General features: G+C 35.5%; 18 protein-coding genes and 1 tRNA gene. 15 read left to right on the top strand and 4 right to left on the bottom strand.

Annotated elements, in window-relative coordinates; translation table 11 throughout:
* Positions 1-221: 221 nt before the first annotated feature.
* The 4 genes from ACHZAX_RS14760 to ACHZAX_RS14745 are packed head-to-tail and all read left to right on the top strand — an operon-like array spanning position 222 to position 2,824.
* On the top strand, positions 222-1,205 hold the full coding sequence (locus ACHZAX_RS14760) for a DUF6371 domain-containing protein (RefSeq protein WP_394698278.1): 984 nt from the start codon (positions 222-224) through the stop codon (positions 1,203-1,205).
* Positions 1,206-1,213: 8 nt separating this feature from the next.
* A complete protein-coding gene (locus ACHZAX_RS14755; protein ID WP_320019673.1) occupies positions 1,214-1,951 on the top strand; it encodes a hypothetical protein in 738 nt (245 codons plus the stop codon).
* Positions 1,941-2,306: a hypothetical protein gene (locus ACHZAX_RS14750; protein ID WP_320019672.1), complete on the top strand. Its 366-nt coding sequence runs from the start codon at positions 1,941-1,943 to the stop codon at positions 2,304-2,306. Before ACHZAX_RS14755 ends, ACHZAX_RS14750 begins: the two co-directional genes overlap by 11 nt.
* Positions 2,307-2,323: 17 nt before the next feature.
* Positions 2,324-2,824 (top strand): terminase small subunit, encoded by a 501-nt coding sequence (locus ACHZAX_RS14745; protein WP_320019671.1) that lies wholly within the window; start codon positions 2,324-2,326, stop codon positions 2,822-2,824.
* A gap of 60 nt (positions 2,825-2,884) precedes the next feature.
* On the opposite strand, the gene ACHZAX_RS14740 is transcribed toward ACHZAX_RS14745, so the two are convergent.
* The 3 genes from ACHZAX_RS14740 to ACHZAX_RS14730 form a co-directional block, all read right to left on the bottom strand.
* The gene (locus ACHZAX_RS14740; RefSeq protein WP_320019670.1) at positions 2,885-3,121 is read right to left on the bottom strand and encodes a hypothetical protein; all 237 of its coding nucleotides are present in this window, start codon (positions 3,119-3,121) and stop codon (positions 2,885-2,887) included.
* Positions 3,122-3,133: 12 nt separating this feature from the next.
* Positions 3,134-4,045 carry a hypothetical protein gene (locus ACHZAX_RS14735; RefSeq protein ID WP_320019669.1) on the bottom strand — a complete coding sequence of 304 codons (912 nt, stop codon included), beginning with the start codon at positions 4,043-4,045 and terminating at the stop codon, positions 3,134-3,136.
* Positions 4,046-4,745: 700 nt separating this feature from the next.
* Positions 4,746-4,824, bottom strand: a tRNA-Pro gene (locus ACHZAX_RS14730).
* A gap of 180 nt (positions 4,825-5,004) precedes the next feature.
* Here ACHZAX_RS14730 and trxB point away from each other — a divergent pair.
* On the top strand, positions 5,005-5,997 hold the full coding sequence (gene trxB / locus ACHZAX_RS14725; protein ID WP_320019668.1) for a thioredoxin-disulfide reductase: 993 nt from the start codon (positions 5,005-5,007) through the stop codon (positions 5,995-5,997).
* Positions 5,998-6,110: 113 nt separating this feature from the next.
* Here the strand turns inward: trxB and ACHZAX_RS14720 are convergent, their stop codons facing one another.
* The gene (locus ACHZAX_RS14720) at positions 6,111-7,361 is read right to left on the bottom strand and encodes an aminotransferase class I/II-fold pyridoxal phosphate-dependent enzyme (protein WP_320019667.1); all 1,251 of its coding nucleotides are present in this window, start codon (positions 7,359-7,361) and stop codon (positions 6,111-6,113) included.
* A 141-nt stretch (positions 7,362-7,502) separates the two neighbouring features.
* Here ACHZAX_RS14720 and ACHZAX_RS14715 point away from each other — a divergent pair, with 141 nt between their 5' ends.
* The 10 genes from ACHZAX_RS14715 (at position 7,503) to ACHZAX_RS14670 (ending at position 16,698) form a co-directional block, all read left to right on the top strand.
* The gene (locus ACHZAX_RS14715; RefSeq protein ID WP_394698276.1) at positions 7,503-8,333 is read left to right on the top strand and encodes an outer membrane protein assembly factor BamD; all 831 of its coding nucleotides are present in this window, start codon (positions 7,503-7,505) and stop codon (positions 8,331-8,333) included.
* Positions 8,334-8,356: 23 nt separating this feature from the next.
* Positions 8,357-8,692 carry a DNA-directed RNA polymerase subunit omega gene (locus ACHZAX_RS14710; RefSeq protein ID WP_101310536.1) on the top strand — a complete coding sequence of 112 codons (336 nt, stop codon included), beginning with the start codon at positions 8,357-8,359 and terminating at the stop codon, positions 8,690-8,692.
* A gap of 64 nt (positions 8,693-8,756) precedes the next feature.
* The gene (locus tag ACHZAX_RS14705; RefSeq protein WP_225441296.1) at positions 8,757-9,314 is read left to right on the top strand and encodes a flavoprotein; all 558 of its coding nucleotides are present in this window, start codon (positions 8,757-8,759) and stop codon (positions 9,312-9,314) included.
* An 11-nt stretch (positions 9,315-9,325) separates the two neighbouring features.
* The gene (locus ACHZAX_RS14700) at positions 9,326-9,961 is read left to right on the top strand and encodes a phosphopantothenoylcysteine decarboxylase (protein WP_320020427.1); all 636 of its coding nucleotides are present in this window, start codon (positions 9,326-9,328) and stop codon (positions 9,959-9,961) included.
* A gap of 59 nt (positions 9,962-10,020) precedes the next feature.
* Positions 10,021-10,926: a type IX secretion system protein PorD gene (porD, locus tag ACHZAX_RS14695; RefSeq protein WP_101310537.1), complete on the top strand. Its 906-nt coding sequence runs from the start codon at positions 10,021-10,023 to the stop codon at positions 10,924-10,926.
* A 58-nt stretch (positions 10,927-10,984) separates the two neighbouring features.
* On the top strand, positions 10,985-12,640 hold the full coding sequence (gene recN, locus ACHZAX_RS14690; RefSeq protein WP_320019665.1) for a DNA repair protein RecN: 1,656 nt from the start codon (positions 10,985-10,987) through the stop codon (positions 12,638-12,640).
* 118 nt (positions 12,641-12,758) lie between these two features.
* On the top strand, positions 12,759-13,598 hold the full coding sequence (locus ACHZAX_RS14685) for an enoyl-ACP reductase FabI (protein ID WP_101310539.1): 840 nt from the start codon (positions 12,759-12,761) through the stop codon (positions 13,596-13,598).
* Between the two features lie 173 nt (positions 13,599-13,771).
* Positions 13,772-14,380: an adenylyl-sulfate kinase gene (gene cysC, locus ACHZAX_RS14680; protein ID WP_320019664.1), complete on the top strand. Its 609-nt coding sequence runs from the start codon at positions 13,772-13,774 to the stop codon at positions 14,378-14,380.
* A gap of 82 nt (positions 14,381-14,462) precedes the next feature.
* Positions 14,463-15,368: a sulfate adenylyltransferase subunit CysD gene (cysD, locus tag ACHZAX_RS14675; RefSeq protein WP_320019663.1), complete on the top strand. Its 906-nt coding sequence runs from the start codon at positions 14,463-14,465 to the stop codon at positions 15,366-15,368.
* 55 nt (positions 15,369-15,423) lie between these two features.
* The gene (locus ACHZAX_RS14670) at positions 15,424-16,698 is read left to right on the top strand and encodes a sulfate adenylyltransferase subunit 1 (protein WP_320019662.1); all 1,275 of its coding nucleotides are present in this window, start codon (positions 15,424-15,426) and stop codon (positions 16,696-16,698) included.
* Positions 16,699-16,756: the final 58 nt, after the last annotated feature.

The following is a 16,756-nucleotide window of genomic DNA, read 5'->3' as shown; positions in this document are numbered from 1 at the left end:
GGCATCTAGTCGGTTTAGAAAAAGCCTTGTTTTTGCCCTATCGGTTTAAACCGACAAAACAGAGATTTATAATTTACTAAAACCCCTGTAATTACTGAGGTTTACAAGGTTTAAACTAGGTTACTAAACCCGTCTAAAATAGCAAGGTTTAACAGTTTAACCCCCTATGTATAGGGGGTAAACTAAACCGATAGACTTAAACCACTAAAAAAACACATAAAATGATGACAGATTTTAGATTCGTATTAGATAAATCAAGTAAAAAATATTTTTGCCCTGCCTGCCATAAGAATAGCCTAGTGAGATACTTGGATATTGAAACAGGGAATCTAATGCCTGAGCAGTACGGACGATGTGATCATGAGCAAAGTTGTAGATACCAATTAACCCCATATAAGGACGATAAATACAAAGCTGAATCATTCATTCAAAAGGAAATTAAACCGCTTAAAACGTACTATATACCTATTGAAGTACTAAAGGGTACTCTTAAAGGATACGGCCAAAATACCTTTATTACAAACCTATTGAAAAATATAAAATATCCATTTCCAGTTAAGATGATTGAAAAAGTGATTGGCTTGTATAATCTGGGAACTGTCACCACTGGATATATGAAAGGAGCCATTACATTCCCTTATATTGATCGTTTTGGTAAGGTTAGAGCTATCCAAGTAAAGCAGTTTGACCAATACAACCACACAACAGGAACAGACTTCATACACTCCATAATTGAAAAAGAGAGTGCCACGGTTCCGCAATGGATAACAGATTACAATAAAAATGATTTGAAAGTTTCCTGTTTGTTTGGTGAACATTTATTGAAGCAATACCCAAACAACCCAATCGCACTTGTCGAAGCACCAAAGACAGCTATTTACGGAACCTTATATTTTGGATTGCCCAAAACCGATAAGGATTTAATCTGGTTGGCTGTTTATAATTTATCGAGCCTGAACGCTGAGAAGGTTAAGTCGTTAAAAGACAAACGGGTTATTCTATTTCCCGATTTATCAGCTGATGGTCATGCCTTTAAATTATGGAGCGATAAGGCAACCGAATTTAATAAACGTTTCCTAAATGCAAATTTTATAGTATCTGATTTGCTTGAAAAGAATGCAAGTAAAGAAGCAAGGGTAAAAGGTTATGATTTAGGAGACTACTTAATAGAACAAGATTATAGAGAATTTTTAACAACTAAATAATAAAAATTATGACAGAAAAACAGGTGATTTACACCAACCAAAACGCTATCAATCAAGATTGCGCGCAATTAGACAGCAACCTAAAAGTACTTAACACTTTCTTAACTAAAATTGAGCCACTTGCAGGCAGATTAAGTAAAGATCAATATTGTAGTGTTGTAAATAAACATGATAAGCTTGATTTTTATGCGCTTAATGAGATAGTATATAACAAAGTTCTTGACTCTAAACCTATCCTAAAGGGCCTATCTGGTGAAATTTCAAAAGAGGACGTAAAGCAGTTCGGTAATATTCCCGAATTTACTCAGGAGTATATCCATAACCAAGATACACCAAACGCAATTTCTGGAATTGTACAAGCTACTATTCTAAACGAAAACCCTTCTTATTGGTCGATCGTGAAAGGTGAGGCCGTTTTAGTGGCTGGAATTAAAGACCAGATCAAAGAAAAATATACTTTCTATGCTGAGTCCGAAGCTGAGTTATTAAGATTTAAGATATGTAACGAGATATTAGATAAGATGCGTCAATTAAAAGAGCTTGCACCTATACCTGATGAGTTCGATTTATGCCAAAGTGTTATCTATGTTAGGGATGGCGAACTAATGGTTAATCCTGATTTTGTTTATAGAGGGAGACAGGCATACGACAAGCCACTATATTTTGATACCTCAAAAGTTCCTGAGCCAATGCCTTTAAAGCCAACCATATCAGAACAAATTAAAGCGAATAAAAATGCAAAATAAATACTATATACAACAATACGGGATTTATGAATACCCGAAGGCAGATGAGCCAGCGCCTGACACTAATCAAGTAGCTGCAGCCGAAAAGGTGATTGAAGCCATGAAAGCAAATTTAAAAGGTCTGGAAGTGGGAAAAAACACAAATTCCAGATACTCGTCATACTCTTATAAACACCTATTCGAGAAATCGACACTTTATGAGAATAAAATACCTTATTGCTCTAATGGCTCAGCTATTCAAGCCCTTGTAAATCAGGGGTTCAAGATTGGGAAAGTTAGCCCGCCAAATTGCGGTTTTAATCTGTCAAAAAAGGGAATTCAATTTTTGAAATCAACTATAATTAAATTTTATTGAAAACAATAACCAACACTATGAAATTAACACCAAAACAAACCAAATTTGCTACTCTCTTTGTTGAGTGTGGCAATGCTTCACAAGCTTATAGAGAGAGTTACAATGCAAGCAATATGAAACCTAATACAATCAATCGAAAAGCATTTGAATTGCTGCAAAAGGACTATATTACGGCTACTATTAAGGAATTGCAATCTGAACTAAAAGAAAAGGACTTATTGAGCAAAGAGGACATTTTAAATGATCTTGCCGCAATTGCTTCCGTGAATATTGCCGACTATGTTGATGAATTTGATATAGCAAAGCAGATATTAAAATTTAAACCTGTATCGGAATGGACTCCGGAAATGAAGCGAGCATGTGCCAGTCTTAAAAATGGTAAGAATGGAATAGAGCTAACCTTGCACGGCATTACTCATGCTTATGATCGCATTTGTAAAATGCTTGGTTTTAATCAAGCCGAAAAAATTGATGTTTCAGTCACTACTTCGCTTGCTGATCTGCTCAAAAAAGATTAATTAAGTCTAAATTAGAATAAGCCCTCATCATTCATTTGGTGAGGGCTTTTTTTTGTTCGTCTAGCTCTTCATTAATTCTTGCATTTTTATATACAACTCTTCAATATGCTCATCTAATGCTTGTCTGAGCAATTCTTGTTCTCTCTCATTCGCTTTTCTGAATAGCAAATCTTTTTCTTTTTGATTCACTCTTCTAAATAGCATTTTTTTTTCTTCATCATTCATTGCTTGCCACAATAAACTTCTTTCTTCTTCATTCGCTTTGCGCCACAATGATTTTTGTTCTTTCTCATTCATTTGAAGTGAGCGTTAATTTGCTGTATAGCTATTTATTAAGATTCCTTTTTCTGAAAATGTATATAAGGTTTTGTTCAATTTATAGATAGTCCTTTTATATCCATCTTTAGTGTTAAATTCATTGGATAGTTCATATCGTCCATGATTAACCTCTTTAAATTCATTAAGAGTCATCGGTTCATTATAATGAGCAACTAATAACATTTTAAAATTCACAGTCCCTTCGGCTGTTCTGTGATATTCTAAATATTCGCTTTTGGGTGCATTAGCATATGCATCGGCTTGAATATTTATTTCATTAATGATTTTTTCTTTTTGATCACCCCAATATTTAGTTGCTGCCTTTAAATACAGATCATAAAAAGCTTTATTTTCGTTTTTCCATAATTTGGCCCATTTATTCAATCCATCTGCTGAATAAAACTTATGAATTAATCCTTGTTTGAATTCAATATCGTAACCAATGCTGAGAACATGTAGTGTTCCATTTAAACCAGGGTCTTTAAGATTAAAAATATCTGACAGAAATGACGATGTCAAAGACTTGTTTTTTACTCCATCATTTAAGGTGCTTTCAATATCATATGAGTCAAATTCTTTTTTTAAATCAAACTTAGATAAATATTTACTCATTCTCTCAGCGCTCAGTAATTCAACTTCATCACTAGTCCATACAAATACTATTTCATCTGTAAAAACTTTAAATATTACTGATATTATATCTTTATCTCCTCCGTCAAAATTGAAGTAACTATAACATTGATCTGTGTTGAAACCTAATTGTTTACAGATACTATTAATGTTTTCTTTTTCGATATTCAAGTTTCTTTCAATGAAGATACCATTCTGGGGAATAAAAACTTTTCCATAATTAACGTTTGCTGTTAGTATTAAAAAAAACACTAATAAAATTTTCTTATTCATCGGTTCTATTTTTAGTTGTACTCAACGTATGTTTAAAGTACATTATATTACCTATATTTTTTTACGTAAACTATTAAAATTATGATACTTAAGCCTAAGCATTGTAACTTATAACCTTTTTAATTCTGCAAAGACTTAAATGAAAGTACAATGTGCTAGATGTATAGAGATTTTTAAATTTACTATTAAAAATTAATTATTCAACTTTTGGACTCAGTTTATTTTTATGTTAGTCTTTTATCGGTTGGGTATTTGCTTTGGTGTAGGTATTAACTGAGGATAAGTAATGCAGAAAATATTTTTTTGTATTAAATTAGACGGTTGATATATTGCCTTACTTACCATTTATTAAAAAATAAATTATGACAGAAGAAGAACAAAAGAAAATAGAAGATGAAGTACTTGATTTAATTGAGCAGGCAAAAACACTTCAAAATGAATATGATGATTTGCACAAGGAAAAAGAGGAATCTTGATTCTCAAATCTAAACCAAAGCCACTTCATTAAATTGGAGTGGTTTTCTTTATCTTGACTTAATACCGTTGGTTTGTTCTCTTTCTGAAATTGGAGTTTCATTTGACGTTCAAAAGTGGCTTAATTGATAAAAACAGCTATTTTATTTTCAAAAACGGCACTAAAACGGCACTGAGGTATAAAAAAAGGAGTCAGGCAAAACAGTCTAACTCCCTGATTAACAATTGGTCGGGGCGAGAAGATTCGAACTTCCGACTCCACGCCCCCCAGACGTGTACTCTAAACCTGGCTGAGCTACGCCCCGATATTGCAGGAAACAAATATAGTTTATGTCTAAGAATTGTCAAAATGAAAACAGCTGAAAGATTCGAGTTAATTGATGTGAACATCTACTTTTTCTATGAATAAACACACTTGTAGTTATCTGGATATTTTGTAGATTTGCTACTCGAAAACTTATTTAGAAACAGAATAATTAACATATATGGAATTTAAGTCAATGAATCTGAAGGATACCAATCCTTCTACACCTGAAGGGGATATGGAAAATGTAAAATGTCTGATTGTTGGATCTGGTCCTGCCGGATATACTGCAGCAATTTACGCCGCAAGAGCAAATTTGAATCCTGTTTTAATTGAAGGTTTGCAACCCGGAGGACAATTGACAACAACAACAGAGGTTGATAATTTTCCCGGATATGCAGATGGAGTTACCGGCCCGGTTATGATGGCTGATTTAAAAAAACAAGCAGAAAGATTTGGTACAGATTGTCGTTGGGGGTTAGTAACCGAAGTAGACTTTTCTATTTATCCTCACAAGGTAATTGTTGACGGAAAGAAAGTTATCATGGCAGAGACAGTTATTTTGGCAACGGGTGCTACCGCTAAATATTTAGGTTTTCCAACCGAAGAAAAATATATGGGCTCGGGAGTTTCAGCTTGTGCAACCTGCGATGGTTTCTTTTACCGTGGATTGGATGTTGCAGTAGTTGGAGGTGGCGATACGGCGGCAGAAGAAGCAACTTATCTGGCTGGATTGTGCAGGAAAGTATATTTAATTGTACGTAAAAATTATTTAAGAGCTTCTAAGGCTATGCAGGATCGTGTTGCCCGAACAGAAAATATTGAAGTTCTTTATGAGCACAATACCAAAGAGCTTTATGGCGACGGTGTAGTGCAGGGGGCTAAGTTGATAAAACGAATGGGAGAGGCCGATGAGACAGAAGTGGACATCAAAATAGATGGTTATTTTGTCGCAATCGGGCACACACCTAATTCAAAGATATTTAGTAAGTATTTAAAAACCGATGAGCAAGGATATGTATTGACTGAACCGGATTCGACCAAAACAAATGTTCCCGGAGTGTTTGCAGCAGGAGATTTAAAAGATCCTCACTACCGTCAGGCAATTACTTCAGCAGGTTCAGGATGTATGGCAGCTATGGATGCTGAGAGATTTATTTCTGAAAGAGAATAAATGCAAATTTTGTTAGATATAGATTACCCGATTACTTGTTAGTCGGGTATTTTTTTTACGCAAAAAAAAACGACATCCTTTCGAATGTCGTTTTGCTTGTATTGTTTAGTATGCTATTGATTAAAAATATCAGCAAATTTCTCATTGCTGTATTTTCCTTCGCTCAATTTCTTAGCAACTTCTTTAAATGCGTTAACAGTGTACTCAACATCTTCTATGGTGTGCATTGCAGTAGGAATTAATCTAAGAAGTAATTGTCCTTTGGGAATTACAGGATAAACAACGATAGAACAGAAAATATTGTAATTCTCTCTTAAATCCATAGTTACCTGAGTTCCTTCAGCCACACTACCCGATAAATAAACTGGTGTTACAGGAGATTCTGTTACGCCAATGTTTAATCCGGCTTTAGTTAAACCAGTTTGCAGAGCATTGGTTACGTTCCAAAGTTTCTCACGCAATTCAGGAGAGTTTTTCAAAAGTTCCAAACGCTTAATAGATCCTTCCACAATAGGCATTGGCAATGATTTTGCAAAAATCTGAGATCTCATTGTGTATCTTAGGTAAGTACCAACTTCTTCGCTGCAGGCGATAAAAGCACCGATACCAGCCATTGCTTTTGCGAAAGTACTGAAATGCAAATCTACTTTATCTTCAACACCGAAATGCTCAATAGAACCAGCACCGGTTTTTCCCATCACACCAAAACCATGAGCATCATCAACTAGTAAACGGAAATTGAAATCATCCTTAAGGGCACAAATTTCATCTAATTTACCAAGGTCACCAGCCATTCCAAACACACCTTCAGTAATTACAAGAATACCACCACCTGTTTTTTCAGTCCATTTAGTGGCTCTGTCTAATTCTTTACGAAGATTATCCATATCGTTATGAGGATAAACGAAGCGTTTTCCAACATGAAGTCTCAAACCATCCATGATACATGCATGCGATTCAGAATCGTAAACAATCACATCATGACGACCAACAAGAGAATCAATAATAGAAACCATACCTTGATATCCAAAATTAAGAAGGAATGCATCTGGTTTTCCAACAAAATCAGCCAATTGAGCTTCTAACTCTTCATGACGGCTTGTTTGTCCGGACATCATACGAGCTCCCATTGGATAGGCTAATCCCCATCTTGCAGCAGCTTCAGCATCTTCTTTTCTTACTTCAGGGTGATTTGCCAATCCGATATAGTTATTCAAACTCCATGTTAAAACCTCTTTTCCTCGAAATTTCATTCTTGATCCAATTTCGCCTTCCAATTTAGGAAATGCAAAATATCCATGAGCTTGCTTAGCGTATTGCCCTAGATTTCCTTTTTTTGAGGTAACTTTGTCAAATATATCCACAGTCTATGCTTTTTTTGAAATGTTTTAATTGCAACTGTGCAAAAGTAATGTTTTTTGGAATTTTAGCAATAAATTATAAAGAATTGTATAATATGAGTGGAAAGTATCCTATTTTTCGCTTGAAAAATATATCTTTGCAAAATGCAAAAAAATAGAGTAGCTATACCTATGAGAAAAATTGTTTATGTTTTTTTACTGTTCGCCTTTGTTTTAGGTGGATGCAGTGAGTATCAAAAACTTCTTAAGAGTAACGATAATCCTTTGAAATATAAGAAGGCTGTTGAATACTATAATGCAGAAGAATATGTAAAAGCGTCAACTCTTTTTGAGGAGTTGTTACCAATTTATAGGGGAACAAGTAAGGCGGAAACAATCAGCTACTATATTTCTTACTGTTCGTATGGTTCGGGAGATTATATTTCTGCGGGGTATTTCTTCAGGAATTTCCTGAAAACATTTCCGGATAGTCCATATTCAGAAGAGAGTTTGTATATGAGTGCATATTGCTACTATTTGGAGTCACCAAAACCAAGATTGGATCAGACATCAACAAAAGATGCGATTGATGCTTTTCAATTATACATTAACCGCTATCCGAATTCTACCCGAATTCCAAAATGCAACGATTATATTGATGAGATGCAGGATAAGCTGGTGCTGAAATCATTCCTAAGTGCAAGAAATTATTATGACAGAGAACATTTTCCTGCAGCAATTGTTTCCTTGCAAAATGGATTGAAAGATTACCCTGGTTCTTCTTATCGGGAAGATTTAATGTTTATGTTGTTGGAATCTCGATATGAATTGGCCCTATTAAGTGTTGAAGACAAAAAAAGAGAAAGATACAATCTCGCAAAGGAAGAATATTTTTCTTTTGTTGATGAATTCCCTGAAAGTAAGTATCGAAAGCGTGCTGAAAAAATGATTGAAGGTATAGAAGCCTACTTGAGTAAGTTTAATACGAATATTTAAAATAGATCTAATTCTTTTATAGTATGGATTACAAGAAAACAAATGCAGCAAGTTCTACAATTACCCGTAACATGACTGAGTTAAGTGAAGAAGTGGGTAATGTTTACGAATCTGTGGTGATTATGGCAAAACGTTCTAATCAGATTGCTGTTGAACTGAAAAGTGAACTGAATAAGAAGTTGCAGGAGTTTGCATCTTATACAGATAACTTGGAAGAGGTTTTTGAAAATCGCGAGCAAATTGAAATCTCTAAATATTACGAGAGATTGCCAAAGCCATCATTAATCGCGGTTGAAGAATTTATTAATGGAGAAATCTATTACAGAAATCCTGCAAAAGAGGTACAAACAGAAGATTAATTACAAAATAGTTTATTAGTTCCCTTTGCAGCAAAAGGGAACTTTTTATTTTTAAGTCTGATTTATGTTAAAAGATAAAAACATTATTCTTGGAGTTACCGCAAGTATTGCTGCTTATAAAGCGGCTTCTTTAGTGCGTTTATTGGTGAAAGAAGGAGCAAATGTAAAAGTGATCATGACTACCTATGCAAAGGAGTTTATTTCTCCTGTAACCATGGCCACCTTATCCAAAAATACCGTATTATCAGATTTCTTTAAGCATGATGATGGATCATGGAATAGTCATGTAGATTTAGGTATTTGGGCAGATTTATTGATTGTTGCACCAACTACAGCCAATACAATGGCTAAAATGGCGAATGGTATTTGTGATAATTTGCTTTTAACAACTTATCTTTCAGCCAAGTGTCCGGTTATTCATACACCTGCAATGGATTTGGATATGTTTAAGCATCCTGCCACATTGCGGAATATGGAAATTTTAAGATCCTACGGCGATCTGTTTATAGAACCTTCGAGTGGTGAATTGGCAAGCGGACTTTACGGAAAGGGAAGAATGGAAGAACCGGAAATTATCGTTAAGAAAATTATCGAATTTTTCGAATCTAAAAAAAAAAACTAAGCAATAAGAAGATTTTAATTACCACAGGACCAACTTACGAAAAGATTGATCCTGTGCGCTTTATTGGTAATTTTTCATCCGGGAAAATGGGCTTTTCAATAGCCGAAGAATTAGCTTCCCAGGGAGCTCGGGTTGTTCTGGTAAGCGGACCTACCTCACTAACTACTCAAAATCCAAATATTAAACGTATTGATGTTGTTTCCGCTCAGGAAATGTACGAGGCATCGTTACGGGCATTTCCATCTTGTGATGGGGGAATTATGACCGCTGCAGTGGCTGACTTTACACCTGTAACAACCGAAAATACCAAGGTGAAAAGAGGAAAGGAAAATTATACCATAGAGCTTACTCCTACAAAGGATATTGCAGCATCTTTGGGCGGCATTAAAACAATAAATCAATTTTTGGTTGGTTTTGCATTGGAAACAAACGATGAAGAAACCAATGCCAAATTGAAGTTGGAGAAGAAAAATCTGGATTTCGTTGTTCTTAATTCATTGAATGATAAAGGTGCCGGTTTTCAGTACGATACCAATAAGATAACGATAATAAATAAGAGTGGGGAGTGTAAAAAATACGGATTGAAAAGTAAAGCAGAGGTGGCAAAAGATATCGTTAATGAATTGATTGCATATTATGAAGAATAAATATTGGTTCACTTCCGTTTAAATTTTTAACTTTAGCTGGTAACTTTTGAAATCGAATTATGCGAAAACTCATTGTATTGCTATTTGCTTTTATCATCTCCATTCCTTTGTATTCTCAGGAGTTAAGGTGTAATGTTCAGATTGTGAGTCAGCAAATCCAGGGAACCAATAAGCAGGTATTTAGAACGCTTCAGACTGCGGTTTACGAGTTTATGAATACTACCCGATGGACAGATCACGTTTATAGTTATGATGAGAGAATTGAATGTACAATTCTAATTAATTTAACCAATCAAATATCGGCTGATGAGTTTAAGGGCACCGTTCAGGTTCAGGTTAGCCGACCAATATTTAATTCTTCTTACAATAGTGTATTGCTGAATTTTAAGGATGATGATGTTCAGTTCAAGTACGTAGAGTATCAAACTTTAGAGTTCAACGAGGCAACTACACCTACTAGCTTAACTGCATTGTTATCGTACTATGCTTATATTGTTTTAGGTTTGGATTACGATACTTATTCGATGGATGGCGGGAGTGTTTATTACGCAAAAGCCGAGGAGATTGTAAATAAGATGCAAAATTCAAATGTAAAAGGTTGGAAGGCTTTCGAAAGTAGGAAAAACAGATATTGGTTGGTCGAGAACATATTAAACAATGCTTATAGTCCAGTTCGAGAGTGTCTTTATCGCTACCATCGTTTAGGGTTGGATAATATGGCAGAGCGTTTAACTGAATCGAGAGCCGAAATAGCAGAAAGTTTACGATTACTTCAGAAAGCATATAGAGCAAAACCAGGATCATTTATTCTTCAAATATTTTTTGATGCAAAAGCCGATGAGTTGGTAAATATTTTTTCAGAATCCTTTACGGATGAAAAGAAAAGGGTTTTTAATATACTCAGCGAAATTGATCCTGCCAATATTTCAAAATACAATAAAATAATAGGGCAAAAAGAGAAGTAATTCTATTTTAGGAATAAGCTTGTTTTGCCGAGTTACCATGATCATTTTTTAGATTCCTATGCTTCAATCCATATCAATTCAGAATTATGCTTTAATTACAAAGCTGGATATTGAATTTTCAGATGGTTTCTCAGTAATAACGGGAGAAACAGGTTCTGGTAAGTCAATACTTTTAGGAGCCTTATCCTTGGTTTTAGGTCAAAGAGCTGAGGTGAATGTACTTAAGGATAAAGAACAAAAGTGCATAATCGAAAGTTCATTTTCGATTGAACGGTATCAATTAGAGAAGTTTTTTGCTGACAACGAATTGGATTACGAAAAGGAAACGCTGCTGCGAAGAGAAATACTTCCTAATGGTAAGAGCCGGGCTTTTGTAAACGATTCGCCAGTAAGTGTAAAAATTTTAAAAGAGTTGGGTTTGCGCCTGATTGATGTGCACAGCCAAAATCAGAATTTGGTGATTGGAAGTTTCGAATATCAGGTTGGAATTGTAGATACTTATGCAGGCAATTCGGAGATCTTAAAAAAGTATCAGGAGTGTTTTGATAAATTCCAAAAGCTAAAGCAGGAGTTGCGTAAACAAGAAGAATTGGCTGCCAAGGAAAAGGCTGATTTGGATTATTTTCAGTTTCAGTTGGAACAATTGCTTGAGGCAAAATTAGTTGCCGGTGAACAAGTTGAAATGGAAGCTGAGTTGGAAACTCTGACTCATGCCGAGGAGATTAAGTCGGGTTTGGTTAAAGCGTATGAAAATCTGTCGGAAGGTGAATTCCCGATTGTTACGCAGTTGAAAGAGGCGCGGAATGCAGTAGCTCAAATCAAAAACGTATTTCCGGATGCTGAAAGTTTTTTTGAACGATTGGAGAGTGCATATATCGAATTGAATGATCTTGCGCAAGAATTGGATCGAAGCAATGAGTCTGTTGAATTGGATCCTTCAAGAATTGAATTTTTAAATCAGAAATTAGATGCTGTTTATTCCCTGCAACAGAAACATCATGTGAATTCTGGTGAAGAACTAATTCAAATACGGGAAGAATTGATACAAAAGGTGGATAAAATTGTTTCTGGTGATGATTTCATTGAAGATTTGAAGAAGCAATTAAAAGCGCAGGAAGAATTGGTTCTTAAATCAGCTAAAAAGCTTACAGATAGTAGGGTAAAGGTAATTCCTGCTATTGAGAAAACAATCGTTTCGCAGCTGGTTCAGCTCGGAATTCCCAATGCAAACTTTAAGATCTCTACACAAATTAAAGAAGATTTTCAGTATTTGGGATGCGATTATTTGAGTTTTCTGTTCAGTGCCAATAAGAATGGTCAGTTAGAGGAAGTGCAAAGAGTTGCTTCAGGGGGAGAGTTGTCCCGACTCATGTTGAGTATCAAGTATTTAATATCTTCGTCGACAGCATTGCCATCCATCGTTTTTGATGAAATTGACACGGGAGTTTCCGGTGAAATTGCAGCTAAAATGGGGACTATGATGAATAAAATGGCAGAAAATATTCAGGTAATCAGTATTACTCACCTTCCTCAGATAGCAGGAAAAGGAAAAAATCACTATAAGGTTTATAAGGCAGATGATGAGCTGGAAACCTATTCAAATATTGTACTTCTCGACCAGCAAAGCCGAATAGAAGAGCTTGCTAAAATGCTAAGCGGAGCTGACCTCACTCAGGCAGCTTTGGATAATGCTAAAGTGTTGTTATCTAATTGATTATTTCATATCTGATTGAATTAAAGAATTTATTCAGTCTTAATTAATGAGCTTATTTAGGATCATTCTTAATTTAATGTGTTATCTTTGAAGCTGAAAAAAATGATAATTACTAAGTATGTCGTATAATTTATTAAAAGGAAAAAGAGGGATTATTTTTGGTGCCTTGAATGAAATGTCTATTGCATGGAAAGTTGCAGAACTTGCCGTGGCAGAAGGAGCTGAGATTGTTTTAACAAATACTCTTGTTTCCATCCGAATGGGTACAATTGATGAATTGGCTAAAAAATGTAATGCTCAGGTAATTCCTGCTGATGCTACAAGTCCTGAGGACTTGGAAGTGTTGTTTACAAAATCAATGGAGATTTTAGGTGGTAAGATTGACTTCGTTCTTCATTCAATCGGTATGTCGCCAAATGTTCGTAAAGGACTTGCTTACGATGAATTGAACTACGAGTACTTGAAAAAAACATTGGATATTTCGGCTATTTCATTTCACAAAGTATTGCAAACAGCAAAGAAGCTTGATGCAATGGCTGAGTGGGGATCAGTAGTTGCTTTATCTTATGCCGCTGCGCAAAGAACAATGTACGAATACAACGATATGGCTGATGCTAAATCGATGTTGGAATCAATCGCCAGAAGTTTTGGTTACATCTACGGACGTGAAAAAAGTGTGCGTATTAATACTATTTCGCAATCACCAACAATGACTACTGCCGGCAGCGGAGTTAAAGGATTCGATTCATTAATTGATTTCTCGGAACGAATGTCGCCTCTTGGAAATGCTACTGCTGAAGAATGTGCGAATTATTGCATCACTTTATTCTCAGATCTGACAAAGAAAGTTACCATGCAGAATTTATTTCATGACGGAGGTTTCTCAAGTATGGGTATGAGTTATAGGGCTATGAGTCAATATAATAAGAGTTTTAATCCTTGTGATTGTAAAGAATAATAAAAAGCTAAATATTATCTTTTGAATCCGGATTGAAAAATCCGGATTTTTTTTTGCAGAAAATCATGAATTGAAAAATGCGTAGATTTTTAAAATCTACTGATAATATGTACATTTGCCCTTACTTTTCAAAAATCAGAATTGTAAGAAAATAGCAAAACAAAAAATAGTTAATGACCACAAAGGCAACAAATATCCATCCTGTGTTTGATCGGATTTTAGGAAGGGAAGATAAAGAGGGGGTTTTAAATCAGAATTCTAAGGTTATTTGGATGACTGGACTTTCCGGATCAGGTAAAACCACTATTGCTATCGGATTGGAGAAGGAACTTGAGAAGAGGGGTTTTTTAACCCAGATTCTTGATGGAGATAACATCCGAACAGGAATCAATAAAAATTTAGGCTTTTCGGAAGAAGACAGGACTGAAAATATCAGGCGAATTGCCGAGGTGTCTAAGTTATTTTTGAATTGTGGTATCATTACAATTAATTGTTTTGTGAGTCCTACTATTGATATTAGGGATGTAGCAAAGGAAATAGTTGGGAAAGAAGATTTTTTAGAGGTGTATGTAAATGCATCTTATAAAGTATGTGAAGAGAGAGATGTAAAAGGATTGTACAAGAAAGCCAGAAATGGAGAAATTAAAAATTTCACTGGCCTTGATTCACCTTTTGAAGCACCTGAGAATCCTTTTTTGGAAATCAAAACCTCTGAAATGACGCCTGAGGAGTCGGTAGAAAAAGTTGTAAATGCAATTTTACCTCGGTTAATAAGAAATTAGTGAAGTTGAAAACTAAGTAGACTTTATTGTAAATGACTGTTTCAATAAATAGTCTGTTAGAAAGCAAATAAAATATTTTCGAATGAAGGAATACAATATTAATCATTTAAGAGAACTGGAAGCTGAATCTATTTTTGTGATTCGTGAAGTTGCTGCTCAATTTGAAAATCCGGTCATGTTATTTTCCGGAGGAAAAGATTCTATTATCATGTTTCACTTGGCTCGTAAGGCTTTTGCTCCTGCAAAGGTGCCTTTCCCAATGATGCATATTGATACGGGACATAATTTTACAGAAACCATCGAGTTTAGAGATATGCTGATGGAGAAAACAGGAACCCGTATTATTGTGCGTTACGTTCAGGATTCTATTGATCAGGGAAAAGTTGCAGAAGAAACTGGATTTAATGCCAGTAGAAATAAGTTGCAAACAGTTACACTCTTGGATGGTATCGAAGATTTAAAAGTAGATTGTGCAATGGGCGGTGGTCGTCGCGATGAGGAGAAAGCAAGAGCTAAAGAACGTTTTTTCTCTCATAGAGATGAGTTCGGTCAGTGGGATCCAAAAAATCAGCGTCCTGAATTGTGGAACCTTTTTAACGGGAAGAAACACATTGGAGAACATTTTAGAGTATTTCCTATTTCGAATTGGACTGAAATGGATGTGTGGCAATACATCTATCTTGAAAATATTGAAATTCCTAATCTGTATTTTTCCCACGAACGTGAAGTGTTTCAAAGAAATGGAACTCTTTTGGCTAAAAGTGATTGCATACCGATGCGTCCAGGAGAAAAGACAGAGAAAAGAATCGTTAGATTCCGTACCATTGGAGATGCTACCTGTACCGGAGCTGTTGAATCGGAGGCACATTCTTTAGAAGAAATTATCGAAGAAGTTGCTGCTACAAGAACAACCGAGCGTGGAACAAGAGCCGATGACAGAAGGTCGGAAGCTGCGATGGAAGATCGTAAGAAAGAAGGATATTTTTAAAAATTGAATGTGAGGCTAAAAGCTTGAAGCTGGAGGCTAAGAGAAAAATACAGATATGTCAGAGAAATCAGCAGGATATTTAGATATGGAGCTTTTACGATTCACCACTGCAGGAAGTGTTGATGACGGTAAGAGTACCCTTATTGGAAGATTATTATATGATAGTAAAGCCATTTTCGAAGATCAAATGGAAGCTATCGAAATCAGCAGTAAAAAAAGAGGTGATGAAGAAGTCGACCTTGCTTTGCTGACAGACGGCTTAAGAGCTGAACGTGAACAAGGAATAACCATAGATGTTGCATATCGTTATTTTGCAACGCCAAAACGTAAATTTATTATTGCCGATACTCCAGGACACATTCAGTATACCCGAAACATGGTTACAGGTGCGTCTACTGCGAATGCTGCATTAATTTTGGTGGATGCACGTAATGGTGTAATTGAACAGACACTTCGTCATTCATACATTGCCAATTTACTGCAAATACCACATATTATTGTGTGTATCAATAAAATGGATTTGGTTGACTATTCACAGGAGACTTATGATAGAATTAAGTCTGATTACCAAAAAACGATTGTTGATAAATTGAACATTAAAGATGTTCGTTTTATTCCTATCTCGGCAAAATTGGGTGATAATGTGGTGGATGCATCAACTAAAATGGATTGGTATTCCGGTACTCCATTATTGGATCTTCTGGAAAATATTAAAATCGTTGATGATCGTAATCACGGAGATTCAAGATTACCCGTTCAGTATGTGATTCGTCCCCAATCAGATGATTTTCACGATTATCGTGGATATGCCGGAAGGGTAGCAAGTGGTGTTTTTCATCCTGGCGATAAGGTTCGGATTTTACCTTCGGGAATTGAAACTACCATTGAGGCTATTGATTCTTTTACCGGAGAACAAGAGGTTGCTTTTACTCCTCAATCAGTAACATTACGATTAAGTGACAATATTGATATTTCAAGAGGAGATATGATTGTTGACGCGAATAATGTACCGAATGTTAGTCAGGAATTTGAGGCAATGCTTTGCTGGATGAATGAACGGGCTATGATGCCTCGTGGAAAATATACAATTAAGCACACCACCAACGAAACCCGATGTATGATTCGTGATGTGAAGTTTAAAGTAAATGTTGATACCTTGGATGAAGTGACAGATGATAAGGTGGTTGGATTAAACGATATTGCATGCGTGTCTTTTAAAGCAGCAAAACCATTGTTTTTCGATTCGTATAAAAAGAACCGTTTAACGGGAAGTTTTATTCTTATTGATGAAGGAACCAATGAAACGGTTGCTGCCGGGATGATCTTATAAAATCCAATTGTTGGATTACAAGATGGCTGAGACAATTGTCTCAGCCATTTTTTTGCAA

Origin of the sequence: Labilibaculum manganireducens (genome assembly GCF_963665805.2) — a bacterium.
Lineage (GTDB): Bacteria > Bacteroidota > Bacteroidia > Bacteroidales > Marinifilaceae > Labilibaculum > Labilibaculum manganireducens.
This window is presented reverse-complemented; position numbering and strand designations above follow the sequence as displayed.